The sequence below is a fragment of the Burkholderia sp. WTPI3 genome, assembly GCF_021483755.1.
Taxonomy (GTDB): domain Bacteria; phylum Pseudomonadota; class Gammaproteobacteria; order Burkholderiales; family Burkholderiaceae; genus Burkholderia.
This window is the reverse complement of sequence record NZ_JAGIXF010000031.1, coordinates 37,868-64,547: the sequence shown is the minus strand read 5'-3', so window position 1 is coordinate 64,547 and position 26,680 is coordinate 37,868. Positions and strand designations below refer to the sequence as shown.

25 protein-coding genes are annotated in these 26,680 nt (G+C 66.3%); 4 read left to right on the top strand and 21 right to left on the bottom strand.

Going from position 1 to position 26,680, the window contains the following annotated elements:
* Positions 1 to 8: 8 nt before the first annotated feature.
* From ugpQ to J7024_RS18555, 12 genes are all read right to left on the bottom strand, one after another.
* The gene (ugpQ, locus tag J7024_RS18610; protein ID WP_175751100.1) at positions 9 to 773 is read right to left on the bottom strand and encodes a glycerophosphodiester phosphodiesterase; all 765 of its coding nucleotides are present in this window, start codon (positions 771 to 773) and stop codon (positions 9 to 11) included.
* A 27-nt stretch (positions 774 to 800) separates the two neighbouring features.
* Positions 801 to 1,886: a sn-glycerol-3-phosphate import ATP-binding protein UgpC gene (locus tag J7024_RS18605; RefSeq protein WP_124828684.1), complete on the bottom strand. Its 1,086-nt coding sequence runs from the start codon at positions 1,884 to 1,886 to the stop codon at positions 801 to 803.
* A 33-nt stretch (positions 1,887 to 1,919) separates the two neighbouring features.
* Complete coding sequence (gene ugpE / locus J7024_RS18600; RefSeq protein WP_057924791.1) at positions 1,920 to 2,765, bottom strand: sn-glycerol-3-phosphate ABC transporter permease UgpE; 846 nt, start codon at positions 2,763 to 2,765, stop codon at positions 1,920 to 1,922.
* On the bottom strand, positions 2,762 to 3,646 hold the full coding sequence (gene ugpA / locus J7024_RS18595) for a sn-glycerol-3-phosphate ABC transporter permease UgpA (protein ID WP_098552723.1): 885 nt from the start codon (positions 3,644 to 3,646) through the stop codon (positions 2,762 to 2,764). The genes ugpE and ugpA overlap by 4 nt, the downstream gene beginning before the upstream one ends.
* A 100-nt stretch (positions 3,647 to 3,746) precedes the next feature.
* The gene (ugpB, locus tag J7024_RS18590; protein ID WP_175751099.1) at positions 3,747 to 5,081 is read right to left on the bottom strand and encodes a sn-glycerol-3-phosphate ABC transporter substrate-binding protein UgpB; all 1,335 of its coding nucleotides are present in this window, start codon (positions 5,079 to 5,081) and stop codon (positions 3,747 to 3,749) included.
* Between the two features lie 90 nt (positions 5,082 to 5,171).
* On the bottom strand, positions 5,172 to 6,380 hold the full coding sequence (locus J7024_RS18585) for a deoxyguanosinetriphosphate triphosphohydrolase (protein ID WP_124828686.1): 1,209 nt from the start codon (positions 6,378 to 6,380) through the stop codon (positions 5,172 to 5,174).
* Positions 6,381 to 6,421: 41 nt separating this feature from the next.
* Positions 6,422 to 7,501 carry a 3-dehydroquinate synthase gene (aroB, locus tag J7024_RS18580; RefSeq protein WP_175751098.1) on the bottom strand — a complete coding sequence of 360 codons (1,080 nt, stop codon included), beginning with the start codon at positions 7,499 to 7,501 and terminating at the stop codon, positions 6,422 to 6,424.
* Positions 7,498 to 8,052 (bottom strand): shikimate kinase, encoded by a 555-nt coding sequence (locus J7024_RS18575; protein WP_124828714.1) that lies wholly within the window; start codon positions 8,050 to 8,052, stop codon positions 7,498 to 7,500. Before J7024_RS18575 ends, aroB begins: the two co-directional genes overlap by 4 nt.
* A 40-nt stretch (positions 8,053 to 8,092) precedes the next feature.
* Complete coding sequence (locus J7024_RS18570) at positions 8,093 to 9,739, bottom strand: type IV pilus secretin PilQ (protein ID WP_124828688.1); 1,647 nt, start codon at positions 9,737 to 9,739, stop codon at positions 8,093 to 8,095.
* The gene (locus tag J7024_RS18565; RefSeq protein ID WP_124828689.1) at positions 9,736 to 10,608 is read right to left on the bottom strand and encodes a pilus assembly protein; all 873 of its coding nucleotides are present in this window, start codon (positions 10,606 to 10,608) and stop codon (positions 9,736 to 9,738) included. Before J7024_RS18565 ends, J7024_RS18570 begins: the two co-directional genes overlap by 4 nt.
* Positions 10,605 to 11,225, bottom strand: a complete 621-nt coding sequence (locus tag J7024_RS18560; RefSeq protein WP_234745349.1) for a PilN domain-containing protein — start codon at positions 11,223 to 11,225, stop codon at positions 10,605 to 10,607. The genes J7024_RS18565 and J7024_RS18560 overlap by 4 nt, the downstream gene beginning before the upstream one ends.
* Positions 11,222 to 12,145, bottom strand: coding sequence for a competence protein ComA (locus J7024_RS18555; protein WP_124828691.1), 924 nt, complete (start codon positions 12,143 to 12,145; stop codon positions 11,222 to 11,224). The genes J7024_RS18560 and J7024_RS18555 overlap by 4 nt, the downstream gene beginning before the upstream one ends.
* A 226-nt stretch (positions 12,146 to 12,371) precedes the next feature.
* Between J7024_RS18555 and J7024_RS18550 the strand changes: the two genes are divergently transcribed.
* Entirely contained in the window at positions 12,372 to 14,759 is a 2,388-nt protein-coding gene (locus tag J7024_RS18550; protein ID WP_124828692.1) for a penicillin-binding protein 1A, read from the top strand.
* Between the two features lie 97 nt (positions 14,760 to 14,856).
* Here the strand turns inward: J7024_RS18550 and cyaY are convergent, their stop codons facing one another.
* Positions 14,857 to 15,183, bottom strand: coding sequence for an iron donor protein CyaY (cyaY, locus tag J7024_RS18545; RefSeq protein ID WP_124828693.1), 327 nt, complete (start codon positions 15,181 to 15,183; stop codon positions 14,857 to 14,859).
* A 36-nt stretch (positions 15,184 to 15,219) separates the two neighbouring features.
* Here cyaY and lptM point away from each other — a divergent pair, with 36 nt between their 5' ends.
* Positions 15,220 to 15,501, top strand: coding sequence for an LPS translocon maturation chaperone LptM (gene lptM, locus J7024_RS18540; RefSeq protein WP_124828694.1), 282 nt, complete (start codon positions 15,220 to 15,222; stop codon positions 15,499 to 15,501).
* An 85-nt stretch (positions 15,502 to 15,586) separates the two neighbouring features.
* Here the strand turns inward: lptM and msrQ are convergent, their stop codons facing one another.
* The 5 genes from msrQ to J7024_RS18515 form a co-directional block, all read right to left on the bottom strand.
* Entirely contained in the window at positions 15,587 to 16,285 is a 699-nt protein-coding gene (gene msrQ / locus J7024_RS18535) for a protein-methionine-sulfoxide reductase heme-binding subunit MsrQ (protein WP_124828695.1), read from the bottom strand.
* A 20-nt stretch (positions 16,286 to 16,305) separates the two neighbouring features.
* Entirely contained in the window at positions 16,306 to 17,301 is a 996-nt protein-coding gene (gene msrP, locus J7024_RS18530) for a protein-methionine-sulfoxide reductase catalytic subunit MsrP (RefSeq protein ID WP_234745348.1), read from the bottom strand.
* Between the two features lie 159 nt (positions 17,302 to 17,460).
* Positions 17,461 to 18,651 carry a c-type cytochrome biogenesis protein CcsB gene (gene ccsB, locus J7024_RS18525; RefSeq protein ID WP_124828697.1) on the bottom strand — a complete coding sequence of 397 codons (1,191 nt, stop codon included), beginning with the start codon at positions 18,649 to 18,651 and terminating at the stop codon, positions 17,461 to 17,463.
* Positions 18,652 to 18,655: 4 nt separating this feature from the next.
* Positions 18,656 to 20,872: a cytochrome c biogenesis protein ResB gene (locus J7024_RS18520; protein ID WP_124828698.1), complete on the bottom strand. Its 2,217-nt coding sequence runs from the start codon at positions 20,870 to 20,872 to the stop codon at positions 18,656 to 18,658.
* A gap of 120 nt (positions 20,873 to 20,992) precedes the next feature.
* Positions 20,993 to 21,646, bottom strand: a complete 654-nt coding sequence (locus J7024_RS18515) for a c-type cytochrome (RefSeq protein WP_124828699.1) — start codon at positions 21,644 to 21,646, stop codon at positions 20,993 to 20,995.
* A 217-nt stretch (positions 21,647 to 21,863) separates the two neighbouring features.
* Between J7024_RS18515 and yihA the strand changes: the two genes are divergently transcribed.
* Positions 21,864 to 22,523, top strand: coding sequence for a ribosome biogenesis GTP-binding protein YihA/YsxC (gene yihA / locus J7024_RS18510; RefSeq protein ID WP_124828700.1), 660 nt, complete (start codon positions 21,864 to 21,866; stop codon positions 22,521 to 22,523).
* A 252-nt stretch (positions 22,524 to 22,775) separates the two neighbouring features.
* Entirely contained in the window at positions 22,776 to 23,774 is a 999-nt protein-coding gene (gene hemB / locus J7024_RS18505; protein ID WP_234745347.1) for a porphobilinogen synthase, read from the top strand.
* A gap of 118 nt (positions 23,775 to 23,892) precedes the next feature.
* Here the strand turns inward: hemB and dsbD are convergent, their stop codons facing one another.
* The 3 genes from dsbD to rplQ form a co-directional block, all read right to left on the bottom strand.
* Positions 23,893 to 25,740 carry a protein-disulfide reductase DsbD gene (gene dsbD, locus J7024_RS18500; RefSeq protein ID WP_124828702.1) on the bottom strand — a complete coding sequence of 616 codons (1,848 nt, stop codon included), beginning with the start codon at positions 25,738 to 25,740 and terminating at the stop codon, positions 23,893 to 23,895.
* Positions 25,733 to 26,059, bottom strand: a complete 327-nt coding sequence (gene cutA, locus J7024_RS18495) for a divalent-cation tolerance protein CutA (protein ID WP_124828703.1) — start codon at positions 26,057 to 26,059, stop codon at positions 25,733 to 25,735. Before cutA ends, dsbD begins: the two co-directional genes overlap by 8 nt.
* A gap of 200 nt (positions 26,060 to 26,259) precedes the next feature.
* Positions 26,260 to 26,655, bottom strand: coding sequence for a 50S ribosomal protein L17 (gene rplQ, locus J7024_RS18490; protein ID WP_006477175.1), 396 nt, complete (start codon positions 26,653 to 26,655; stop codon positions 26,260 to 26,262).
* Between the last annotated feature and the right edge of the window lie 25 nt (positions 26,656 to 26,680).

Here is a 26,680-nt window from a genome sequence, read left to right as displayed (position 1 = left end):
CTGCGGCGTTACACGATGTCGTCGAGCGCCGTGGGGCCGATCAGGTCGATCCGGTCCGTGCACACCGCATCGACGCCCCAGCGCACCAGTTCGCGCGCCCGTTCGAGGTCGTTGACCGTGTAGACGAGGATGCGCAGGCCGGCCGCCTTGATCGCCCGCACCAGCGGTTCGTTCAGTCGCTTGTGGTCTGCATGCAGCGATACGCAACCGAGCGCGCCGACGACCTGCGCATGCCAATCGTCCGGCACCGCCTCGTAAAGCATTCCGCGCGGCAGTTGCGGCGCGCTCGCGCGCGCCTGCTGCAGCGCATCGAACGAGAACGACGACAGCAGCGGCGGCACCGCCGCATCGCGCCAGTAGGTGGCCGCATCGGCGGCCACCCGCTGCCCCGTCTCGCGCTCGCGTCCCGGGCACGGCTTGATCTCGACGTTCGCGGCCAGCCCGTGCGCGAGGCAGCGCGCCGCCGCCGCCTCGAGCGTCGGCATCCGCTCGCCGGCAAAGCGTGCATCGCACCACGAGCCCGCATCGAGCGCGGCGAGTGCCGCATAACGCATGCCCGCTGCGGCTCCGCTGCCGTTCGACGTGCGGTCGACCGTGTCGTCGTGCAGCAGGAACGTCACATTGTCGGCAGACAGTTTCGCGTCGAACTCGACCATCCGGTGACCGCGTCGCGCGCCCTCGTCGAACGCGGCGAGCGTGTTCTCCGGCGCAAGCGTGCCGCCGCCGCGATGGGCGACGACGCGCGGATAGGGCCAGTCGGTACGGGAAGTCATCGTTAGCCTCACGACAGGTTCGTCGGTTCAGCCGGCACGCCGGCCGGTCTCGGGATCGAAGAAGTGCAGCCGGTGCGCCGGCAGCGCGGCACCCAGCGCCGTGCCGCGCGCGGGACGATCCGCATGCGGCAGCCGCACCGCGACGTCGTGATTGCCCCAGCGGCCGTGCGCGAGATTGTCCGCGCCGAGCAGTTCGCAGGAATCGACCGGCAGCGCCGCCTGCGCGACGCCCGGCTGCGGCATCATGTGCTCGGGCCGCACGCCGAGCACCCAGTCGCGCCCGGTGGCGATCTCGGTGCCGATGCCGGGCGCGCCGGCAACCGGCAGCGCCGGGCCGCCGCCCGCGACCGTGAACGTCGCGCCATCCTCCGACAGCCGGCCGTGCATCAGGTTCATCGCCGGCGATCCGATGAAGCCCGCGACGAACACGGTCGCCGGCTTCTCGTACACGTCCACCGGCGCGCCGATCTGCTCCGCGTAGCCGCGGTTCATCACGATCACGCGCTGCGCGAGTGTCATCGCCTCGATCTGGTCGTGCGTCACGTACACGCTCGTCGTCGCGAGCCGCGCATGCAGCCGCTGGATTTCGAGACGCATCTGGACTCGCAACTTCGCGTCGAGGTTCGACAGCGGTTCGTCGAACAGGAACACCGACGGCTCGCGCACGATCGCGCGCCCCATCGCGACGCGCTGCCGCTGACCGCCCGACAGCTCGCGCGGCCGCCGCGCGAGCAGCGGCTCCAGCTCGAGGATCTTCGCGGCCGCGGCCACCCGCGCGTCGATCGTCGCGCGCTCGAGGCCCCGGATCTTCAGCCCGTAGCCCATGTTTTGCGCGACCGTCATGTGCGGATACAGCGCGTAGTTCTGGAACACCATTGCGATATCGCGATCCTTCGGCTCCAGCGCGTTGACCACGCGCCCGCCGATCTCGATCTCGCCGTCCGTCACCGTCTCGAGCCCCGCGATCATCCGCAGCAACGTCGACTTGCCGCAGCCCGACGGGCCGACCAGCACGATGAATTCACCGTCGGCGATCTCCACGTCGATGCCGTGCAGCACGTGCTGCTTGCCGTCGTAGGATTTCCTGACGCCCTTCAAGCTCAGCGCAGCCATACTTGGTCCCTTCTCCCGGTTGCCGTCCGTTGTCTATTTTTCGGAATCGACGAGGCCGCGCACGAACCAGCGCTGCATCGCCAGCACGACGACGAGCGGCGGAATCATCGCCAGCAGCGTCGCCGCCATCACGTATTGCCATTCGGTCGCGGCGTCGCCGCTCGCGATCATCGTCTTGATGCCCACCACCGCCGTCGACAGCGACGCTTCCGTCGTGATCAGGATCGGCCACAGATACTGGTTCCAGCCATAGATGAACGTGATCACGAACAGCGCCGCGATGCTCGTCTTCGACAGCGGCAGCACGACGTCCCAGAAGAAGCGCAGCGGCCCAGCGCCGTCGATGCGTGCTGCATCCATCAGTTCGTCGGGCAACGTCATGAAGAACTGGCGGAACAGGAACGTCGCGGTCGCCGATGCGATCAGCGGCAGCGTGAGCCCTGCGTAGGTATTCGTCAGGTGCAGCGTCGACACGACCTGCACCGTCGGGAAGATCCGCACCTCGACCGGCAGCATCAGCGTGATGAAGATCAGCCAGAACGCCGTGTTGCGGAACGGGAAGCGGAAGTAGACGATCGCGTACGCGGACAGGATCGACATCGCGATCTTGCCGACCGCGATACCGAGCGCCATCACGAAGCTGTTGACGAGCAACCGGCCGAACGGCGCCGTCGTGCCGCCGCTGCCGTGCCCCCAGATGTACGCGATGTTCTCCAGCAGGTGCGTGCTCGGCACCAGCGACAGCGGAATCGTGAACACTTCCTGCGCGTTCATCGTCGCCGCGCAGAACGCGACGTAGACCGGGAACACGATCAGCACGACGCCCGCGATCAGCACCGCGTGGCAGAACAGGTCGAAGCCCTTGCGATTTTCGATCATGCGTATTGCACCCTGCGTTCGACGAAGCGGAACTGGATCACCGTGAGCCCGACGACGATGATCATCAGGACGACCGACTGTGCGCCCGAACTGCCGATGTCGAGCCCCTGGAAGCCCTCCGTGAAGATCTTGTAGATCAGCGTCTTCGTACTTTGCGCGGGGCCGCCCGCGGTGGCCGCGTCGATCACCGGGAACGTGTCGAAGAACGCGTACACGAGGTTCACGACCAGCAGGAAGAAGCTCGTCGGCGACAGCAGCGGCAGCACGATGTTGAAGAAACGCCGGACCGGGCCTGCGCCGTCGATCGCCGCCGCTTCGATCAGCGAGCGCGGGATCGCCTGCAGGCCTGCGTAGAAAAAGAGGAAGTTGTAGCTCACCTGCTTCCACACCGACGCGAGCACGACAAGGAACATCGCCTGGCCGCCGTTCAGCGCGTGGTTCCACACGATGCCGCTCTTCGCGAGCGCATAAGTCACGAGGCCGATGCTCGGATTGAACAGGAACGCCCACAGCACGGCCGCGATCGTCGGCGCGACCGCGTACGGCCAGATCAGCAGCGTGCGATACACGCGCGCCCCGCGGATCACGCGATCGGCGCACGCGGCGAGCAGCAGCGACACGACGAGTCCGCTCACCGTGACGAGCGAACTGAACACCAGCGTCGTGCGGAACGAGTCGAGATACAGCGGGTCGGTGAACAGGTTCGCGAAATTCGCGAAGCCGACGAATTCACTCGACGTGCCGAACGCATCCTGCATCTGCGTCGACTGCCATAGCGCGACGCCGGCCGGCCACAGGAAGAACACGGCGGTGATCGCGAGCTGCGGCGCGATCAGCAGGTACGGCAGCAGGCTAGCGCCGAAACGGGAACGGGATTGCATCGCGGGGATCCGGTCAGGCGAAACGGAAAGGAAACCGCGCCGCCGGCCCGCCCGTGCGCATGTGCGACACGGCGGCCGGCGGCACGAACGCGATGCGCGCTCAGCTACCCGACTTCTCGAAGCGGCGCAGCAGCTCGTCGCCACGCGACGCCGCCGAATCGAGTGCGTCCTTCGGCGACTTCTTCTGCGCCCAGACCTGCTCCAGCTCTTCGTCGACCACCGTGCGGATCTGCGGCATGTTGCCCAGACGCAGCCCCTTCGTATAAGGCAGCGGCGGCTTGTTCATCATCTGCTTGATCGCGGTTTCCGCGCTCGGGTTCTTCGCGTAGAAGCCCTGCTGGCGCGTCAGCTCGTACGCGGCCGTCGTGACCGGCAGGTAGCCCGTATCCTGGTGCCACTTCGCGGCCACGGCCGGCGAGGCCAGGAACGCGAGGAATTTCGCGACACCCTTGTAGGTCGCCGGATCCTTGCCCGCCAGCACCCACAGGCTCGCGCCGCCGATGATCGCGTTCTGCGGTGCGCCCTTCACGTTCGCGTCGTACGGCATCATCCCGGTGCCGTAGCTGAACTTCGCGAACTTCTGCACGTTGGCGAGCGCGCCCGACGACGTCGTCAGAATCCCGCAATCGCCGCTGTAGAACTTCGCCGACGCTTCATCCTTGCGGCCCGCGTACGTGAACGTGCCGTCCTTCACCATCTGCTGCAGGAACGCGATGTGCGCGATCTGCTGCGGCTTGTTGAATTCGAGCACCGCGTCGGTACCGTCGAAGCCGTTGTTGCGGCTCGCAAACGGCAGCGCATGCCACGCGCTGTAGTTCTCGAGCTGGATCCAGCCCTGCCAGCCGGTGGTGAAGCCGCAGGCCATCCCGGACTTGCGCAGCTTCTCCGCGTCGGCCTTCACGTCGGCCCAGGTCTTCGGCGGCTGGTTCGGGTCGAGCCCGGCCTTCCTGAACGCGTCCTTGTTGTAGTACAGCACCGGCGTCGAGCTGTTGAACGGCATCGATACCAGATGGCCCGTCTTCGCGTCGCTGTAGTAGCTCGCGATGGTCGGCACGAACGCCTTTTCGTCGAGCGGCACGCCAGCCTGCTTGAACACGTCATAGACGGGCACGACGGCCTTCTTCGCCTGCATCATCGTCGCGGTGCCGACTTCATAGACCTGCAGGATCGCCGGCGCGTTGCCGCTGCGATATGCGGCGATGCCCGCCGCGAGCGCCTGGTCGTAAGTGCCCTTGAAGACCGGCACGATCTTGTAATCGCTCTGAGATGCGTTGAACTGCGCGGCGATCTCGTTGACGCGGTCGCCGAGCGCCGACTCCATCGCATGCCAGAACTGGATCTCCGTCACGGCGAACGCCGCGTGCTGCACACCGAACATCAGCGCGCCGCCGAGCGCGATCGAACGAACCAGGGTCCCCGCAGGCTTCTTCTTCATCGACACCTCTCCTATGAAAACGTTACCAACAGCGTGTGCAACATTCCCATCGCCATTGAACCGGCGAAGTCTAGTGATCGTTTGTGACAGTCAGTTGTCGTTGATGACGAACAGTCGCTGGTATTCCTTCAACGCGAAGCGGTCGGTCATGCCTGCGATGTAGTGCGCGACGAGGCGCGGCTGCTGCGCTGCGTCGTCCGACTGGTATGGCGGCGGCAAGAGGCGCGGATCGTCGATGAACGCGTCGAACAGCCCCGTGACGACGCGCTGCGCCTTGTTCGCCATACGCATCACCTTGTAGTGGCGGTACAGGTTCTTGAACAGAAAGCGCTTGAGCGCTGCCGCCTGCGCGGCGACCGTCGCGCTGTGTGCCACGAGCGGCGGCGCGGCGCGCACGTCGTCGAGCGACGCGGGTGCAACGCGCACGAGATTGCGCGTGGTCTCGTCGATCAGGTCGACGATCAGCGTGTTGATGATGCGGCGCACCGTCTCGTGCACGAGGCGGCGGCCTTCGAGATGCGGAAATTCGGCGAGCGCCGCTTCGTAGTGGCGTTGCCACAGCTCGACTTCGGCGAGCTGCTCGATCGTGATCAGGCCGGAGCGCAGACCGTCGTCGACGTCATGGTTGTTGTACGCGATTTCGTCCGCGATGTTCGCGAGCTGCGCTTCGAGCGACGGCTGGCGGCCCTGCAGGAAGCGCTCGCCGAGCGCGCCGAGCTTGCGCGCGTTCTCGCGCGAGCAGTGCTTGAGGATGCCTTCGCGCGTTTCGAAGCACAGGTTCAGGCCGTTGAACGCACCGTAGTGCTCCTCGAGCTCGTCGACGACGGCCAGGCTCTGCAGGTTGTGCTCGAAGCCGCCGTGCTCGCGCATGCATGCGTTCAGCGCATCCTGCCCGGCATGGCCGAACGGCGTATGGCCGAGATCGTGCGCGAGCGAAATCGCTTCGACGAGATCCTCGTTGAGCCGCAGGTTGCGTGCGATCGAACGCGCGATCTGCGCGACTTCGAGGCTGTGCGTGAGGCGGGTGCGGAAGAGGTCGCCTTCGTGATTGACGAAGACCTGCGTCTTGTATTCGAGCCGGCGGAACGCGGTCGAATGAACGATGCGGTCGCGGTCGCGCTGGAATTCGGTGCGCGCGGCCGGCGGCGTTTCCGGATGGCGGCGGCCGCGCGACTGCGACGCGTGCGCGGCATACGGAGCGAGATGGGCTTCCAGCGCCGCCAGCGTCGGTGGCTCGGCCAGCACCGCGACGGATGCGCGTCCGGTCTCGGGCAATGTGCTGCTGGATGTCTCGCTCACGTCTCCTCCATGTCAGGGGCGCCGGGGCATCCGGGCCACCGTTACCGGGTCGTCTGCGCCAGTGTAGCGAACACGGCTTCGTCGGGTGCCTGCGCGATCAGCGTATCGCCGAATCGCTTCAGCAGGATGAACTTGATCGCGCCGGCTTCGGCTTTCTTGTCGACGCGCATGAGATCCATGTAGCGCGCGTCGCCAAGCGCCGGCCCGCGAGTCGGCAGGTGCGCGGCGGCAATCACGGCATCGAGCCGCTGCCGCGACGCTTCGTCGAAGAGGCCGAGCCGCACCGACAGGTCGCCTGCCATCACCATTCCGCAGCCGACCGCTTCGCCGTGCAGCCATTCGCCGTAGCCGAGGCCGGCCTCGATCGCATGGCCGAACGTATGGCCGAAGTTCAGGATCGCGCGCAGGCCGCCTTCGCGCTCGTCGGCGGCGACCACGCTCGCCTTGATTTCGCACGAGCGCTTCACCGCATGCGCGAGCGCGGCCGGCTCGCGACGGTTCAACGCGTCGACGTTCGCCTCGATCCAGTCGAAGAATTCGGCATCGGCGATCGCGCCCGTCTTGATGACTTCGGCAACGCCCGCCGCCAGTTCGCGATCGGGCAGCGTCGTCAGCGCGCCGATATCGGCGATCACTGCCTGCGGCTGGTAGAACGCGCCGATCATGTTCTTGCCGAGCGGGTGGTTGATGCCCGTCTTGCCGCCGACCGACGAATCGACTTGCGACAGCAGCGTCGTCGGTACCTGAATGAACGGCACGCCGCGCATGTAGCATGCGGCGGCAAAGCCCGTCATGTCGCCGACCACGCCGCCGCCGAGTGCGACGAGCGTCGTCTTGCGATCCGCGCGGTCGGTCAGCAGGCCGTCGAAGATCAGGTTCAGCGTTTCCCAGTTCTTGTATGCCTCGCCGTCCGGCAGCACGACCGTCGACACGCGCTTGCCGAGCGGCGCGAGCGCCGCGCGCAGCGTGTCGCCGTACAGCGGATCGACAGTCGTGTTCGTGACGATCGTGACCGACGAACCGGTGATGTGAGGGGCGAACAGCTCGGTGCGGCCGATCAGGCCGGCACCAATGTGAATCGGGTAGGCGCGCTCGCCCAGGTCGACGTTGACGGTAATCATGCTTGTAGCGGCTTGGCGATGACGCCTGCCAGTTCGAGTTGCATCAGCACCATGTTGACGAGACCGTTGACCGACGGACGGCCGGTCTCGATGACGAAGTCCGCGCATTCGCGGTACAACGGGTCGCGCACTTCGTAGAGCGCCTCGAGACGCGCCTTCGGATCTTCGGTCTGCAACAGCGGGCGGTTCTTGTCCTTGCGCGTGCGCAGCCAAAGATCGTGCGGATTGGCGCGCAGATAGATGACGATGCCGCTGCTTTTCAGGCAATCGCGATTTTCAGGCCGCAGTACCGCGCCGCCGCCCGTCGCGAGCACGATGTTCTCGCGCTGCGTGAGATCGGCGATCACCTGTGACTCGCGGTCGCGAAACCCGGCCTCGCCCTCCATCTCGAAGATCACCGGAATGCGCGCACCCGTGCGGGCCTCGATTTCGTGGTCGGAGTCGAAGAACGTCCTGTCGAGCCGACGCGCGACCGCACGGCCCACGGTGGTCTTACCCGCTCCCATAAGGCCGACGAAAAATACGTTTGCATGTGGGTCCCGCGCTTGCAACGGCTTCCTCTGCTTGAATCTTGCTGGTGTGTGGCGCAGCTTACTGGCAAAGCGGCTGCCTTGTCGAGCCTGCTCCGCCGGCTTCAGGCCCCGATTTTTCCGCATCCGCGCCGCCTGCGCCGGCCGTCTCGCAACGCGCGCCCACGACCGTCGGCGTGATGAAGACGACCAGTTCGCTGCGCTGGTCGCGCCGTGCACGATGCCGGAAAAGCGCGCCCAGTACCGGTATTTTGCCCAAGAGCGGCACTCGCGTCACATCGTCCCGGTTCAACTGCTCGTAAATCCCGCCTATCGCAACCGTTCCGCCGTCCTCGACCTCGACGCGCGTCTGCACGTGCTTCGTATGAATGGCCGGCCCGGCCGCAGTCGGCTCGCCGATGCTGTCCTTCGTCACGTCCAGATCGAGCACGACGCGCCCGTCGGGCGTGATCTGCGGCTCGACCTCGAGCTTCAGCGTCGCGCGGCGGAACTGCACGCCGCTCACGCCGTTGCCCACCTTGGCCTGATACGGCAACTCCGAGCCCTGCTCGACGATCGCCTTTACGCGGTCGGCCGTGACCACGCGCGGCCTGGAGACGATCTGGCCCCGCCCTTGCGCCTCGAGCGCACTCAGTTCGACATCGAGCACCCGGCTGAGCGGCGCGGCGAACAGCGTGAAGCCGGCCGTCGCCGCCTCGAAGCCGCCCAGCGGCCGCGCGGCAAGGTCGGCTGCATTGCGCGCATCCGCCGCGAACGCCGCGCCGTCGGCCGCGGGCGACCGCCCCTGCGCGCGCAATGCGACGCGTACACCGAGGTTGCGCGAGAAGCCCTGTTCGCCTTCGACGATGCGCGCCTCGATCCGGACCTGCCGCGACGGCCGGTCGATCGCGTCGATCAGGCCCGCGATCTGCGCGATGCGCGGCGCGAGATCGGTGACGAACAGCAGGTTCGTGCGCGGATCGGCCGCCGCGGCGCCGCGTTTCGACAGCAGGCGCTGGCCGGTCGCACCGGCGAGCAGCCGCTGTACGTCCTGCGCACGCGGATAGTGCAATGCGAAGGTCCGGCTCGCCAGCGGCTCCAGTTCGGCCGCCCGTGCGTGCACTTCGAAGCGCTCGCGCTCCCGCGCCGCCAGCTCGGCCGCCGGCGTGACCCAGACCACGTTGCCGCGTCGGGACATCGCGAGTCCGTGCGTGTCGAGCAACGTATCGAATGCATCGCGCCAGCGGACATTGTTCAGACGTAACGTCACGGTACCGTGCACCTGCTCGCCGACGACGATGTTCAGCCCGGTAAACCGCGCAAGCGCATCGAACGCGGCCGCGAGTCCGACGCCCTGCAGGTTCAGCGAGATCCGGCGCGCATCGTCGGCATCGCCGGCGTGCCGTGCCGCAGCATCGCTCATGCGCGCAGGCGGCGGCAATGGAATCGGCGGCCCCTCCAGCAACGGCGCCGGCACGACGGGTTCTGCCTGAACCGCCGCGCGCGCCGCGTCGCTGAACGGCCGCGGATCAGCCTGGGCCGAAGCGGCGCCGACCTCCCCGTCGGGCACGCTGCCTGCCGGCAGCGGCGTGTCCTCGGCCTGCGCATGCATAGATGCAAACGGCCACCCGGGCGGCGGCAGAGGCGGCAATGCCGCACGCGCCATGGTCGCCGCGGTAGCGCTCGCCCCGATCCAGAATACGATTGCCCACCACCGGCACGTCGTCATGGGCGACCTCCGTTGCCGACGACGAACCGGCGCGCGCCATCGGCCGTCGCAAGCATCACGGCACCGGCATCGACGCGCATCACACGGGACGCCCCGAGCGCTTCCCCCGGTGCGACGGCCACGAACGCGCCGTCGCCGGCGTCGAACAGCGCGAGGCCGGCCCGCACGTCGCGAATCGTACCGGCCAGACGCGGCGCTTGATCGTCAACTGCCGTGGGCTGGCCGGCGCCGCCGAACGGATCGTCGCCCGGGCCACCCGAGGCAAGAACGCGCGCCGCCTCGTCCCCGGCACCGCCCCAAGACAGCGCCGGAAACACGTCGACGGACATGTCCACCCGCAACCCCGGCGGTTTTCGCTCGATATGCAACACCGACGGCACTGCCAGCGCAGAGAAGCTCGCCAGCCCGCCGACCATGCGCAGCAGTGCCGGGTATCCGCCGTCCGCGACGATGCGCACCGTGCGCCGTCCATCCGGCGCTGCGCCGTCCGCGTGCCGCGGCTCGATCGACACGACCCGCAACCCGCTCGCGCCGGCGAGATCGGCAAGTTCCAGCATCAGTACGGGCCACGCAGGCGGACGTGCCACGCGAGCGTTCGTCCCGGCCGCCGGACCGGTATCACCCGGCTGCGCCGCGGCCGCGAGCACGCGCTGCGCATCGGCGGCGCGCATTCGCGAAGCTGCCAGCAACGCACGGCTGTGCGCCAGCCCGCTCCAGTCGGCGCTATCGGCAAAATGAACGCCACCCGCCATCACGGCCACGCATGCGAGCACGCAGCCCACGGCGTGCGCCGTGCCCGACCGCACGCGCCGCATGCGGCCAGGCCAGCCGGCGTCTCTCGACATGGATCCATGCGCGATCGCCGTCATGCACCGCCTCCCGCGGCTTTCCGTCGAGGCTCGCGATCCTGCCAGCGCACCTGCACGGAGAACCGGAACGGCATACCTGCAGCCGAAGCCGAGCTCAGCTCGCCGATGTCGATTCGCCAGTTGCGCTCGTCGGTTGAGATCAGGGCAAGCCATCGCGCGGCCGCCCGGTAACTTACGGCGCGCGCATCGAGCACGACGCCAGACGGGGTCGTGCGCAACGCGTCGAGCCGGACGGTATCGTCCCGAACCTGCGCGAGCGTCGCGAGCAGCCTGGCAACACGCCGGAAAGGCGCTGCGAGCACGGCCGCCTGCGCATCGCGTTGCGCAAGTTCGGCGGCCGTCCCGGCGGCGCGCTTTGCGGCGTCCACCTGCGGCTGCCATTGCCGCAGCCGCGCGTCCACGCTTGCGCGCTCGGCATCCACGCGCGCTCGCCACGCTGCCGCCGCCCCCGTCCACAGCACGGCCCCGAGTACGCCGAGCACGATCGCCGCCCCGCACTGCGCGGCCCGACGACGGCGCAGCCGCTGCGCCAGCCGCTCACGGTGCGGCAGCAGATTGAAACCGCCGAGCGCGGCGGGGCCGGCCACGGCCCGCCCGAATGCAGGATCGGCGATCATTCCCACACCCCGCGCAGTGCCAGCCCGACTGCCACGGCAAACGCCGGACCGCCCGACGAGCCGGCGGGTTCGGCCAGCAGACCGTCCCAGCCGGTGCAATCGAACGGCACGGCGGCCGCGCCGAGCGCATCGCCGATGTCCGCCACCGACGTCTGAAAACGGGCGATGCATCGCTCGCCGCCAGCCACGAGCACGCTGCGCACCGGCTCGAGCGCGCACTGGCGCAATGCATCGCAGAATGTCGTGCGATCTCCGCCGGACAGCGCGAGCACCGGCGCGGCAAGCTCGCCGTCGACCCGCCAGCCATGCACGCCCGTGTCGCAGAACCAGAACGCCGCATAAGGGCCATGCGCGTCGAGTTCGAACTGCGCGGCATAGCGCAACCCGCGCAACGCAGCGGCCGACTCGGCGTCGACGGCCGTCAGGTCGACGCCAGCCTGCGCGGCCACGTCGACGCGCCGCTCCAGCAACGCCTGCGGAGCGACTGCGACCGCGATCTCGCCGGCGTGCGCGCCGCCGTCCTGCCGCCAGTCGAATGCGAAGCTGTCCGGCGCCAGCCCCGAGATGCGCTCGGCCGCCTGCCGTGCGGCGTCCGCGACGTCGTCGCGCCCGGCCAGATCAAGCGTCGCGGTCCGCATCTCGTCGTCGCGCAACGCCATCACGCCGCGCGTATCGCAGCGCACACCGGCCGCCGACAGCCGCGCCACCGCCGCGGCCAACGCGCGCGACACCGCGGCCCAGCGCGCATCGTCCGGGCCGCCCGCCAACCCCACCGGCTCCCGCTCGAGTCCTTCGACGCGCACATCCGCGGCCCGGCCGAGCCGGCTCAGCACGGCCACCCTCACCTCGTCCGCCCCGACGTCGATTCCCGTCGAACGGTGTCTGCCCGGCACGTACCGCGCCACCCATCGTCCCGCCATCCCAGCCTCCCGCGATCGTTGCGGCTCATGCCGCGTTTCCGAGGCCTGATTCTGCAAAGCGGCGCGCTGCCCGGACAGTCGGCCGGACGGCCAGCCCCTGCTCGTGACGGCCGCGCAGACGCTATGCTGTCCGCACGGCGACCCGCGGCTTTCCGGCGGGAGCCCCCCGCGTCAGGGCCGGTCATACCGGGCAGCTATAATCGCGGGACTGTTTTCCGGTATGCCTATGCAATCCACGTCTCCTACGTCCCCGCCTCCCGCCCCGGAGCCGAAGAAACGGCCCTGGTGGCAGAAGGCCGTGCTCGGCCTCGTCGCAATGTGCGTGGCGCTCGTCGTGGCCGGCGGCCTCGTGCTCGGCTATGCGCTCGTCGTCGCGTGGCCGAACATGCCGTCGCTCGACGCGCTGACCGACTATCGTCCGAAGGTTCCGCTGCGCATCTATACGTCCGATCACGTGCTGATCGGCGAATTCGGCGAAGAGCGCCGCGACATCGTCCATTTCAAGGATGTGCCCGATTCGCTCAAGAAGGCGATCCTCGCAATCGAGGACGCGCGCTTCTACGATCACGGCGGCGTCGACCTCACCGGGATCGTCCGCGCCGGCGTCGTCGCGCTGACGAACGGCCACGCGTCGCAGGGCGCGAGCACGATCACGATGCAGGTCGCGCGCAACTTCTTCCTGTCGAGCGAAAAGACCTACACGCGCAAGATCTACGAGATGCTGCTCGCGTACCGGATCGAGCGTGCGCTGACGAAGGATCAGATTCTCGAGGTCTACATGAATCAGATCTATCTCGGCCAGCGCGCGTACGGCTTCGCGAGCGCCGCGCGGGTCTACTTCGGCAAGGACCTGAAGGACATCACGCTCGCGGAAGCCGCAATGCTCGCCGGACTGCCGAAGGCGCCGTCCGCGTATAACCCGGTCGTCAATCCGAAGCGTGCGAAGGTGCGCCAGGAGTACATCCTGCAGCGCATGCTCGAGCTGAACTTCATCACGCGCGAGCAGTACGACGAAGCCGTCGCGCAGCCGCTCGTCGTCAAGGGCGCGGGTCGCGAGTTCAGCGTGCACGCCGAGTACGTCGCGGAAATGGTCCGGCAGATGATGTACGCGCAGTACCGCGAGGAAACCTACACGCGCGGCTTCAACGTCGTCACGACGATCGATTCCGCCGACCAGCAGTTGGCGTACACCGCGCTGCGCAAGGGCATCATGGACTACGAGCGCCGCCACGGCTATCGCGGGCCGGAAGGCTTCATCCAGTTGCCGGCCGCCGCGGACGACCGCGAGCAGGCGATCGACGATGCGCTGCTCGAACATCCCGACAACGGCGAACTGATCGCGGCGGTCGTGACCGCGGCAACCCCGCGCCAGATCACGGTCGCCTTCATCGACGGCAGCAGCGCGACGGTCGAAGGCGACAACCTGCGCTTCGCATCGAGCGCGCTGTCAGCCAATGCGCAGCCGAATCGCCGCATCCGCCCGGGCGCGATCGTCCGTGTCATGAAGAACGACGCCGGCAAGTGGTCGATCACGCAGTTGCCGCAGGTCGAGGGCGCATTCATCTCGATCGTGCCGCAGGATGGCGCGATCCGCTCGCTCGTCGGCGGCTTCGACTACAACAAGAACAAGTTCAACCACGTCACGCAGGCGTGGCGGCAGCCGGGTTCGTCGTTCAAGCCGTTCATTTACTCGGCGTCGCTCGACAAGGGCCTCGGGCCGGCAACGATCATCAACGACGGCCCGCTGTACTTCAGCGCCGCAGAAACCGGCGGCCAGCCGTGGGAGCCGAAAAACTATGGCGGCGGCTTCGAGGGCCCGATGTCGATGCGCACCGCGCTGCAGCGCTCCCGCAACCTCGTGTCGATCCGGATCCTGAACCACATCGGCACGAAGTACGCGCAGCAGTACATCACTCGCTTCGGCTTCGATGCCGATCGCCATCCGGCCTATCTGCCGATGGCGCTCGGCGCGGGCCAGGTCACACCGCTGCAGATGGCCGGCGCGTACTCGGTGTTCGCGAACGGCGGCTACCGCATCAATCCGTACCTGATCGCGGAAGTCACCGATCCGAACGGCGCGATCGTCGTGCGCGCGCAGCCGCTCGTCGCCGAGGAGAACGCGCCGCGCGCGATCGACGCACGCAACGCGTACGTGATGAACAGCCTGCTGCAGAGCGTCGCGCAGCGCGGCACGGGGGCGCGGACCAACGTGCTGAAACGCGGCGACCTCGCAGGCAAGACCGGCACGACGAACGACTCGCACGATGCATGGTTCGCCGGCTACCAGCACACGCTCGCCGCGATCGCATGGATCGGCTACGACAATCCGCGCAGCCTCGGCGATCGCGAAACCGGCGGCGGCCTGTCGCTGCCGGTCTGGATCGACTACATGGGTGCCGCGCTCAAGGGCGTGCCGGAATTCAAGCCGACGATGCCGGACGACGTCCAGTCGCTTGGCGGCGAGTTGTACTTCACCGAGTTCACGCCGGGGCACGGCTTCGTGTCGACGGTCGGCGTGCCGCAAGCGCCGGCGGCGCAGAGCGCCGACGATTCGGTGCCGCACGTCGACGAACAGGAAAAGCAGGACATCATGAACCTGTTCCGCGGCCACTGACCCAGCGGCCCGCGCATGAAAAAAGCGCCCGCGGGGCGCTTTTTTCTTTGGTACGACGTTTCAGGCCCGGCCTGCGGGCGCCGATGGCCGTCGATCGTTACGCGCTAAACGTGATCGGCAGGCCGGCCTGCTGCGTCGCGTATTCAGAGAGCGCCGAGAAGAACTCGGTGCTGGTGCGCGTATCGCGCCATTCGCCGTCCAGGAAGCGGTAATGGAAACCGCCCGCCTTCGCGGCGATCCACACTTCCTTCATCGGCGGCTGCAGGTTGATGATGATCTTCGAGCCGTTCTCGAACGTCAGCGTCAGGACGCTGCCGTTGCGCTCGAGATCGATGTCATGGTCGCCGTCATTTGCGGCGTCGACGGTACGCTCGACGGCCGCCAGCACGGCCTCGGCGCGGGTCAGGTAATCAGTATCGGGCATGCTAAACTCTATCGGTTCAATTGTTCAGGGACGATCATGCGAGTCGTTTTCCGGATGAGCGCGATTGTAGCGGCTTTGGCGATTCTTGCCGGCTGCGGTCAAAGCGGCGCGCTCTATCTGCCCACCGTGCCCCCGTTGCCGGCAAAGCCCATCCAGCAGCAGGACACGCCGCCGTCGGATGTCACCCCGACCGATGAAAACGCGTCGTCCGACAGTATTCCCGACTCTTCGGGCACGCCGCTCACGCTGTCGCCCGAACTGTCGAACAGCGCATCGAAAACCGCTGCGCCGGCATCCGGCCCGGCCGCCACGCAATAATCCCGCGCCGCCGCTCACGCGGTTTGGCGACGCGAAGGCGATGACTTCCCGGTCATCGCCTTTCGTTTTTTTCAGGCCAGCCTCGTCATACGCGGATGCGCCGCCATCCCCACACGAGCAACCGCCAGCCGAGCAGCGCCGCGACGATCGTCGCGTAGAGCTTCGGCTGCGCGAGATCGTGCTTGCCAGCCCTCATCCACCAGAAGTGCAGCACGCCGAACAGCGCGATCGCATAGATCGCGCGATGCAGCGTCGCCCAGTGTCGGCCGAGCCGGCGCACCATCGCGCGCGGTGACGTCGCCGCGAGCGGAATCAGCAGTACGAACGCCACAAAGCCGACCGTGATGAACGGGCGCTTGCCGACGTCCTTCAGGATCGCGACGACGTCGAACCATTTGTCGAACCACAGATACGTCGTGAAATGCATCGCCGCGTAGAAAAACGCGAACAGGCCGATCATCCGGCGAAAACGCAGCAACGCGGGAACGCCCGTCACGCGACGAAGCGGCGTGACGGCGAGCGTGACGCACAGCATGACCAGCGTCCACAGGCCGGTCGAGCGCGTGATGAATTCGATCGGGTTCGCGCCGAGCCGGTCGGTCAGCCCGAACAGCACGAGACGCGCGAGCGGATAAAGGCCGGCCGCGAATAGCAGCACCTTGGCCGGCGCGAGCCAGCGCGGCGCAGCCGTGCGCGCCGGACCCGCTGCGCCCGCCCGGGAAGTGCCTGCTGCGGCCGCGCTCGTGCCGGTTGCGCGCGCCGGCGTCAGCGTCGAAGGAGGCATGTCGTTTGTCGCCATCGCGCTCAGAAGTTCTTCTTCAGGTCCATGCCCTGATACATCGACGCGACGAGGTCTCCGTAGCCATTGAACATCAGCGTCTTGCGCTTCGGCGTGAAGAAGCCGTCCTCTCCGATCCGCCGCTCGGTCGCCTGGCTCCAGCGCGGATGATCGACGTTCGGGTTCACGTTCGAATAAAAGCCGTATTCGTTCGGCGCATACGTGTTCCAGCTCGTCTTCGGCTGCTTGTCGACGAAGCGGATCTTCACGAGCGACTTCGCGCTCTTGAAGCCGTACTTCCAAGGCACGACGATCCGCACCGGCGCGCCGTTCTGGTTCGGCAACACCTGGCCATAGACGCCCATCGTCAGCAGCGTCAGCGGATTCATCGCCTCGTCCATCCGCAGCCCTTCCGAGTACGGCCAGTCGAGCACCGGCGTCGACAGGCCCGGCATCTGCGACGGATCGGCCAGCGTGACGAACTGCACGTATTTCGCGTTGCCGGTCGGCTGCACGCGCTTGATCAGCTCGGACAGCGGCACGCCGATCCACGGAATCACCATCGACCAGCCCTCGACGCAGCGCAGCCGGTACACGCGCTCCTCGAGCGGCGCGAGCTTCAGCAGTTCGTCGAGATCGAACACCTTCGGGTGCAGCACCTCGCCTTCGACGCTCACGCGCCACGGACGCGACCTGAGCGTGCCCGCGTTCTGCGCCGGGTCGCCCTTGTCGGTGCCGAATTCATAGAAGTTGTTGTAGGACGTGATGTCCTTGAACGGCGTCACCTTGTCGGCCGCGACGAACTTCGTGTTGGTTTTCGCCGCGAGCTTCGTCGCCCGGGCGTCGGGTGACGCATAGGCAGCGAACGCCGCACCGCTGCCGCCGAGCAGTCCCCCCGCGGCCGCCACGCCGGCGGCCTGCAGGACGCGCCGCCGGTTCTCGAATATCGTGCGCGGCGTAATGTCGCTTTGCGCGATATCGCTGCCGGTCAGCAGGGTGCGCAAAGGGGGTTTGATCCACATCGTGCGGCTCCTCGTGCATGCGCGGCGCGCATGCTTCATGAGCGTTCGACCCGACCCATCATGCGCCGTTCGACGCGTGGGCCGCCCGCCCGTTACAAAAGAAAAACCGCCGGGCACGCAGTGCACCGGCGGTCTTTTGTCGGACCAGCGTCGGAAATCTTACAGCTTGCCGTAGCTGTGCAGCCCGGACAGGAACATGTTGACGCCGAGGAACGCGAACGTCGTCACGAGCAGGCCCGTGAGCGCCCACCACGCGGCGACCGTGCCACGCAGGCCCTTCATCAGACGCATGTGCAGCCATGCCGCGTAATTGAGCCACACGATCAGCGCCCAGGTTTCCTTCGGGTCCCAGCTCCAGTAGCCGCCCCATGCTTCAGCAGCCCACAGCGCGCCGAGAATCGTCGCGATCGTGAAGAACGCGAAACCGACCGCGATCGACTTGTACATCACGTCGTCGAGCACCTCGAGCGTCGGCAGACGATCGGCGAGCACGCCACGCTCCTTCATCAGGTACGCGACCGACACCATCGCCGACAGCGCGAAGCTGCCGTAACCGATGAAGTTCGCCGGCACGTGGATCTTCATCCACCAGCTCTGCAGCGCCGGCACGAGCGGCTGGATCTGCTGCGCATCGCGCGCGACCGAGTACCACATCAGGAAGCCGACGGCGGCGCTGATGACCAGCAGCACGAACGCGCCCAGCGCACGCGTGCCGTAGTGGCCTTCGTAGTACAGATACAGCAGTGCGGTAATCAGGCTGAACAACACGAACACTTCATACAGGTTCGACACCGGGATGTGCCCGACGTCGGCACCGATAAGGTAGGACTCGTACCAGCGCACCATCAGCCCGGTAAAGCCCATCAGCACCGCGAACCACGTGAGCTTCTGACCGATCGCCGAGCCCGACTCCGAACGCGCGAGCAAGCCGATCCAGTAGAAGATCGTCGCGAGCACGAACAACGCGCTCATCCACAGGATCGCGGACTGGCTCGACAGGAAATACTTGAGGAAGAACGCCGAATCGGCACGCGTGAGGTCGCCCTGATAGATCTGGATCGACAGCAACGACAGCACGGCGATCGACGCCATCAGCAGCCGCGCGGGCTTCCAGCGCCAGCCGAGCACGACAAGCGCCGGCACGGTGCCGATCATCACCGCCTTGTCGTAGTAATTCATGTGCTCGTTGTAGTGCACGAACGCATAGCCCGCGCCCACCACGAGTGCCAGAGCGAACAGCCAGTCGACCAGCGACAGGCGGGCGAGGAACGGGCGGTCGTCGAACAACGGTGCCGAAATCGAGGCCTGGGCGGGACCTGAACGGGAAGAGGAAACTTGAGTGAGATCCATGATGTTACCGGGTGGAATTCTCGGAATCGGAACCGTCGCCGGCGGGCGGACGGGCAGTCGCGGTCGCACCGGCGGGCGCGGCATCGCGGGGTGCGGCGCGCAAGGCGGCGCCGGCCGCGTCGCGCGTCTGCACGAATTCTTTCTCGAAATCGAAGGTCTTGCGGGCCGTCGACATCGCCATCACCACATCGACGCCGGAGCCGCCATCCTTGAGCCAGAACCAGAGGCGCCGCTCGCGCACGTAGAACATCGAGAAGATGCCGGCGACCAACAGCAGGCTGCCAAGATACACCAGATTCTTGCCCGGTGCGCGCGTCAACTGAAATACCGAAGCTTGCACCTGCTTGAATGAATCAAGCTGTAAATAGACCGGCGATCCATACAAAAAGCTGTCGGATAGCGCATTGATCGCGTTCTGCACGAAGCGTACCGTGTCGTTGCCCTGTTGCGCCGGCGGCTCGCCGGCACGCTCGCGGGCGATCTGCCAGACTTCCCACATCGAGCCCTCGAGCATGCGCAACAGCAGGCTCGCGGCCTTTTCCTGCTCGGCCTTCGGCACCGAACGGTCGATAAACGTGGCGACCGCCTGGAAGCCGCCGATCGGCTGGCCGTCGGCGCCGCGGCCGACGCTGTCGTCGCTTGCAGCAAAAAGGGTCAGCACCTTCGATGCACTGTCCTGCAGGCGGGTCCGCAGCGATGCATCGGTACCCGGCAGCGAACGCTGCGCGAAACGCGCGGCGGCTTCGGCGCGCACGGCCGGATCCTCGAGCGCGGCGCGCAGACGCATCCACTCGCCGATCGAATCCTCGCTGTCGGCCGGAATGCGCATGTAACGGAACGGATCGTTCGGGCTCGCGCGCACACCGGCGAGGAACACGCGCGCGCCGCCCATGTCGACCGGCAGCATGTAGTTGTTGAACTCGCGCGCCTGGCCGTCCTTGCCGCGAATCTTGTACTGCACCGACGGGCCAATGTTGTGGAGCTGCATCGGTTTCGACGTCTTCGCGCCCGAGCCGAGCCGATCGTCGAACACTTCCTTCAGCGTCTCCGTCTTCGCGACGCCGCGCACGTCCGGCTTGCCGCTCGCGTCGGCCATGTTCTCGACGTTGATCGCTCGGAAGTCGGAGAACTCGATCGTGTCGCCGTCGCTGCCCGACATCTGCAGCGGGGTCGAACTGCCGATCGTGCCCTTCACCGCGAACGTCTTCGCGTTATCGCCCGTCATCGGGTAGGCCGTCATCTGCATCTGCGAGCCGCCGTCCTGGAAGCTCGACTGGTAGATCGACACGCCCTTGTAGGTGAACGGCTTGTTGACCTCGACACGCGCCGGGATCTTCTTGCCCGTCTCGCGATCGATCACGACGATGTCGCTCGCGAAGAGCTTCGGCATGCCGGTCGTGTAGTAGTCGACGATGAACTTGTTGAGCTGGATCGAGAACGGCAGGTCCTGGATCAGCGACCCGTTCGGCTGGTTCAGGATCGCCGTCGACACGAACTGCCCTTCCGGCACCCAAGCGTAGCCGCGGAACGTCGGGTTCGACGCGGACAGGCGATGGTCGGCCGGGATATCGCTGATCGTCGCGCTGGTGTTGACGGGGCTCTTGCCGAACATCCACATCTGGAATTTGATCGGCAGGTTGCTGTCGAGCAGGCCGCCGATACAGATCACGATGATTGCGAGGTGCGCGGAGATATAGCCCCATTTCGTCAGCGCACCGCGCTTCGCGGAGATCAGCGTCGCGCCGTCGGTTTCGCGCACGACGTGCTTGTAACCGGCCTTGGTGACGAACGCGGCGAGCGTGGCAGCCACGGTCGCACGCGTGCCCGACGCCGTGTATTCGGCCTTGTGATGGAACGCGCGCAGGCTGCCTTCACGGACCTTGTCCTTCCAGCTCTTCGCATCGGCGAGCATCTTCGGCGCGTTGCGGATCACGCACAGCGAGATCGACGCGACGAGGAAGATCAGGATCAGCATGAACCACCACGCGCTGTACACGTTGTACAGGCCGAGCGAGCGGAAGATGTCCGCCCAGAATGGCCCGAACTGGTTCACGTAGTTCGGATACGGGTCGTCCTGGGTCAGGACCGTGCCGATGATGCTGGCAATCGACAGCACCACCAGCAGCGCAATCGCGAAGCGCATCGAGCTCAACAGCTCGACCGCGCGCCTGGACGCACTCTGACCCGACTTCGACTGCAACCCCGACGTGGTAACGCTCATTCAAACTCCGACTGACAACAAAAAAGGGCAAGGCGGCCGCAAGCGCGGCGCCCCACCCTTTTCTTGTTCTGACTCCGGCCGCCCTTCGGACGCCCGGTCATTCCATTCGCGACTGTCCGTTCAATGCAGGCCGGCGATGTAATCCGCGACGGCCTTGATCTCGGTATCCGACAGACGCGACGCGATCTGATGCATCGCCTCGTTGTTGTTGCGCGCGCCGGCACCCTGCTGGAACGCGGTCAACTGGGCAACGGTGTAATCCGCCCATTGCCCCGACAGCCGCGGGTACTGGACCGGAATCCCCTGCCCCGTCGGCCCGTGACAGCTCGCGCAGGCGGGCACACCCTTTTCCGCGATGCCGCCGCGGTATATCTTCTGGCCGATCGGCACGGTCGCCGCATCGCGCGCGGCCCCGACCTTCATCGTCTGCGACCCGTAATACGCGGCAACATTGCGCATGTCGGCCGCGCTCAATGCGCTCGCGAACCCGACCATCACTGCGTTGGTCCGCGCCGGCCCCTTCGCGCCCGGCTGGGTCTTGAAGTCGTTCAACTGCTTGACCAGATATTCGGGATGCTGACCGGCGAGCTTCGGAAAACTGCCCGACGCGCTATTGCCGTCGGCGCCATGACACGACGCACAGACCTGTCCGGCAATCGCCTTGCCGCGGTCCAGATCCGGCTTTGCCGCATCCGCCGCTTTTGCCTCCACCACGAAACCTACGAACCCTGCTGCAACCTGAAGCACCATCAGAGACTTGCACAGTCGATTCATTCGCACACCCTGTTTCGTCTTGTGGGAATTAGAGGTTCTGCAAAAAACGACGTCGACCAGTCTACCGCAGAAGCTGCATAAAAGCGCGAGGCAGGCGCCCGCAACCCTTCGGCAAAACCGGCGTATTGTACAATATCGCGCTGAAAGCTCCCGCGCCTATCGGGGCTACCCCGCCTCCACCAAGCGGCTCGTGCCGCCCGTCCCACCGGTTCCCCCCATGGCCTTTTTGCTCCATCAAGCCCGCTTCTACACGACCGTCAACCATCTGCGCGACCTGCCGCCGACGGTACAACCGGAAATCGCATTCGCCGGCCGCTCGAATGCCGGCAAATCGACGGCGATCAACGTGCTGTGCAACCAGAAGCGGCTCGCGTTCGCGTCGAAGACGCCCGGCCGTACACAGCACATCAACTACTTCTCCGTCGGGCCGGCCGACGAACCCGTCGCGAACCTCGTCGACCTGCCCGGCTACGGCTACGCGGAAGTACCGGGGGCCGCGAAGGCCCACTGGGAAATGCTGCTGTCGTCCTATCTCGCGACCCGGTCGCAACTTTGCGGCCTGATCCTGATGATGGATTCGCGTCGTCCGCTGACCGATCTCGATCGCCGAATGATCGAGTGGTTCACGCCGACCGGCAAGCCGATCCACACGCTGCTAACGAAGTGCGACAAATTGACGCGGCAAGAGAGCATCAACGCGTTGCGAACCACGCAAAAGGGGCTCGACGCGTATCGCGACCAGGGCGTGAAGGGGAAGCTGACCGTCCAGCTGTTCTCGGCGATGAAGCGCGTCGGGCTCGACGAGGCGCACGAACTGATCGAAAGCTGGGTGCGGCCGTCCGTCGCCGACGAAAAAAGCGAGCCTGTAGCAAAATGATCGGACAACGCGCGGCCGGATTCGGCGTGCGCACCTGACGGCGCCTGCGAATTCGGCCGGCTCATAAAAAAACCCGCCGTTGAACGGCGGGTCAAACAGCCTAATCGAATAACGACAGGCACCCGCTCAGGGAGGAGAAGCGGGGAGCAGCGCGCGACGCGTGCCGCTCGATCGCTATCATATACCAACGGTCTCGAAAATGACCTAAGGGTTCCGTAAGGTCTTTCTTGCCCTGATTTCTGCCAAATCGCCATGAGCTTCCATCCGCTTCATCGTCCGCGCCGGATGCGCCGCGACGACTTCTCCCGGCGCCTGATGCGCGAAAACCGCCTGACCACCGACGACCTGATCTACCCGGTGTTCGTCGTCGAAGGCACCAACGAACGGCAGCCCGTGCCGTCGATGCCCGGCGTCGAGCGCGTGTCGGTCGATCTGCTGATGCATGTCGCCGAGCAGTGCGTCGAACTCGGCGTGCCCGTGCTGTCGCTGTTCCCAGCCATCGAGCCGTCGCTGAAGACGCCTGACGGCCGCGAGGCAGCCAATCCGGAAGGCCTGATCCCGCGCGCGGTGCGCGAGCTGAAAAAGCACTTCCCCGAGCTGGGCGTGCTGACCGACGTTGCGCTCGACCCGTACACGAGCCACGGCCAAGACGGCGTGCTCGACGAAAACGGCTATGTGATCAACGACGAGACGATCGAGATCCTGGTCGACCAGGCGCGTGCGCAGGCCGAGGCCGGCGTCGACATCGTCGCGCCGTCGGACATGATGGACGGCCGGATCGGCGCGGTGCGCGAAATGCTGGAAAGCGACGGCCATATCCATACGCGCATCATGGCCTATTCGGCCAAGTTCGCGTCGGCGTTCTACGGTCCGTTTCGCGATGCAGTCGGTTCGGCATCCAATCTGGGCAAGGGCAACAAGATGACCTACCAGATGGATCCGGCGAACAGCGACGAAGCGCTGCGCGAAGTGCGCCTCGACATCGACGAAGGCGCCGACATGGTGATGGTCAAGCCCGGCATGCCGTATCTCGATATCGTGCGCCGCGTGAAGGACGAGTTCCGCTTCCCGACGTACGTGTATCAGGTGAGCGGTGAATACGCGATGCTGAAGGCCGCCGCGATGAACGGCTGGCTCGACCACGACAAGGTCGTGCTCGAATCGTTGCTCGCATTCAAGCGCGCGGGAGCCGACGGCGTGCTCACGTACTTCGCGCTCGACGCCGCGCGCCTGCTGAAATCACAGCGCTAAGCCGCACGTCGTACCAGCGCAAAGAAAAACGGCGGAACACTTCTGTGTTCCGCCGTTTTTTATTCGTGTCGATCAATCGAGGGGACAGAGGCCGCCGGTGCGTGCCGGCGAGCGCGCGTCACACCGTCGGAACCGCAGCCCGATCGAGGCTGCGCAGGAATGTTTCGGCAGCCTGATAGCCGACCACGCGACCGATTTCGTTGCCGCTGCGATCGAAGAAGATGATCCCCGGCGGCCCGAACAGGTTGAAGCGCTTGAGCAGCGCCTGGTCGTCCGGATTGTTCGCCGTGACATCGGCGCGCACCAGGTGCAGTTGTCCGAGTCGCGCCTGCACGCGTGCGTCGGTGAACGTCAGATGCTCCATCTCCTTGCAGCTCACGCACCAGTCGGCATAAAAATCGAGCATAACGGGCCGGTCTGACGCCTTCAGCAGCGTGTCGAGCTCCGCGCTGGAGCGCACCGATGCGAATGCCGGGCCAACCTGTCCGGAGGCAGCACCGGCCGCCGACGCGTCGCCCGATGCGACGGTGCGCGACGCGAGCACGGCCAGCGGCTTCACGGGATCGTTCGAGCCGGCAGCGAGACCGACGAGCAACGTCGCCGCCCAGATCGCGAGTGCTGCGCCGAGTCCGCGGCCGAGACGGCGCCAGATCGAGGCCGCCCCCAGATTCGGCGTGAACAGGCCGAGCGCCGCGGCAGCGACAAGCAGCCACAATGCCGAGAGCACCATCTTCAGGCCGCCCGCCAGCACCGGCCACACGATCCACAGCGCAGCTGCGAGCAGGACGATGCCGAAAAACACCTTCACGCCGTCCATCCATGCACCGGCGCGCGGCAGCACCGTCCCGGCGCCGATGCCGACGATGAGCAGCGGCACGCCGAGCCCCAGCCCCATCGCGAAAAGCGCGGCACCGCCGAGCAGCGCGTTGCCGGTATGCGCGATGAAGGCGAGCACCGCAAACAGCGGTGCCGTCATGCAAGCACCAACGACCAGCGCCGACAACGCACCCATCGCAGCGACCGCGGCAAAATGGCCGCCCCGGCGCGCGCTCGATGCCTCTGCCGCGCCATTCTGCCAACGCGCGGGCAACGCGATGTCCTTGCCTGAAATCAGCGACACGGCAAACGCGGTGAGCAAGAGGCCGAACGCGCCGAGCACCCACGGGTTCTGCAACCATGCGCCAAGGCTCTGGCCGACCAGCGCCGCGGCAATGCCGAGCACGGTATAGACGAGCGCCATGCCGACCACGTAGGTCAGCGACAGCGCAAAGCCACGCGTGTGCGTCGCGCGCGTGCCCTGCCCGATGATGATCGCGGACACGATCGGTATCATCGGGTACGAACACGGCAGCAGGCTCAGCACGACGCCCGCGACGAAATACAGCGCGACGATCGTGAAGAAGCCGTGCCCCTCGAGCAGCGACTGTGCGAAATCGGCGCTCGTCACCTTGTCGAACCAGTTGCCCGAAGCCGTTGCACCATCAGCCGACGCTGCCGCGCCCAGCGCGGCTCCATCGACTTTCACGATGTGCTCGGCAGGCGGATAGCAGATACCCTCGTCGGCGCAGCCCTGGGATGTCACCGCGAGCTTGAACGGCCCTGCCGCCTGCTTGACGGGCACGTGAATCACGACCTCGTCACGATAAGTCTCGACTTCCTTCTGGAACGTCTGGTCGAACTTCACGTGACCGGCCGGGAATTGCGGCTCGCCGAGCGTCGCCTGCCCGCTCTTCACCGCGAACGCGAATCGCTCGCGGTACAGGTAATAGCCTTTGGCTACCTTGAAGCTGACGTCCACCTGCCCCGGCGATTCGCTCGCGCTGAACTTGAACGCGACCGACGGATCGAGGAAATCGTCGGCCGCACGCGCGACCGACAGGCCGCCCAGCACGAACACCAGCGACAACAGGACTGCAAGGAACCGCAGCGCGCGCACCCGCGCGGAAAGTGCCATACCGTTAAACATGAAATAGACGTTGAGTTTCGCTGGTCACCCACTGACCGTACCCGGCCGAAGCCGTCGCTTGCCACGAGACGATTTCGGGAGTCTCGTATGGATGATGCGCGAGAATAAACCGCTCCAGTTCGAGCGAGCGCACCGGGCTCGTCTTGAACAGCAACTGGATCTCGTCGGCCGTTTCGACCTTGCCCTGCCAGTGATAGCGCGACCTGATCGTGCCGAGCTCGGACACGCACGCGGCCAGCCGTGCGTCGAGTGCCCCGCCGGCAAGCGCTGCAGCCGTCGCCGCATCGGGCACCGTCGTCAGCATCAACACCACCACCATACGCACCCTCCAGGCTGGTTGACCGGCCTGCGGGACGCGGACCTTCCGTCCGGGGCCCGCATCGGCAGTCCCGTATCGTAGCGCAGCCCGCGCAACACTGCCGGCACCGGCCTGCGGCAATCGATCGCAGGCACGCGTCAAAAACAAAAAGGGCCAAGCAATCGCTCGGCCCCTTTCAGATACTGCTGCGTACCGGAAGCTTACTCAGCTTCTTGCACGTTTTCCGTTTCGTCGACTTCCGGACGATCGAGCAGCTCGACCAGTGCCATCGGTGCGTTGTCGCCGACGCGGAAGCCGAACTTCAGCACGCGCAGGTAGCCGCCCGGACGGTTCGCGAAACGCGGACCGAGCACGTCGAACAGCTTCGCCACCGAGTCACGATCGCGCAGGCGGTTGAACGCCAGGCGACGGTTTGCCAGCGACGGCTTCTTGCCGAGCGTGATCAGCGGCTCGACGACTTTACGGAGTTCCTTCGCCTTCGGCAACGTCGTCTTGATGACTTCGTGCTCGATCAGCGAGTTGGACATGTTACGGAGCATAGCCAGACGGTGGCTGCTCGTGCGGTTCAGTTTCCGCAGACCATGACGATGGCGCATTTCAGTTTCCTTGATTCAAAGTTTT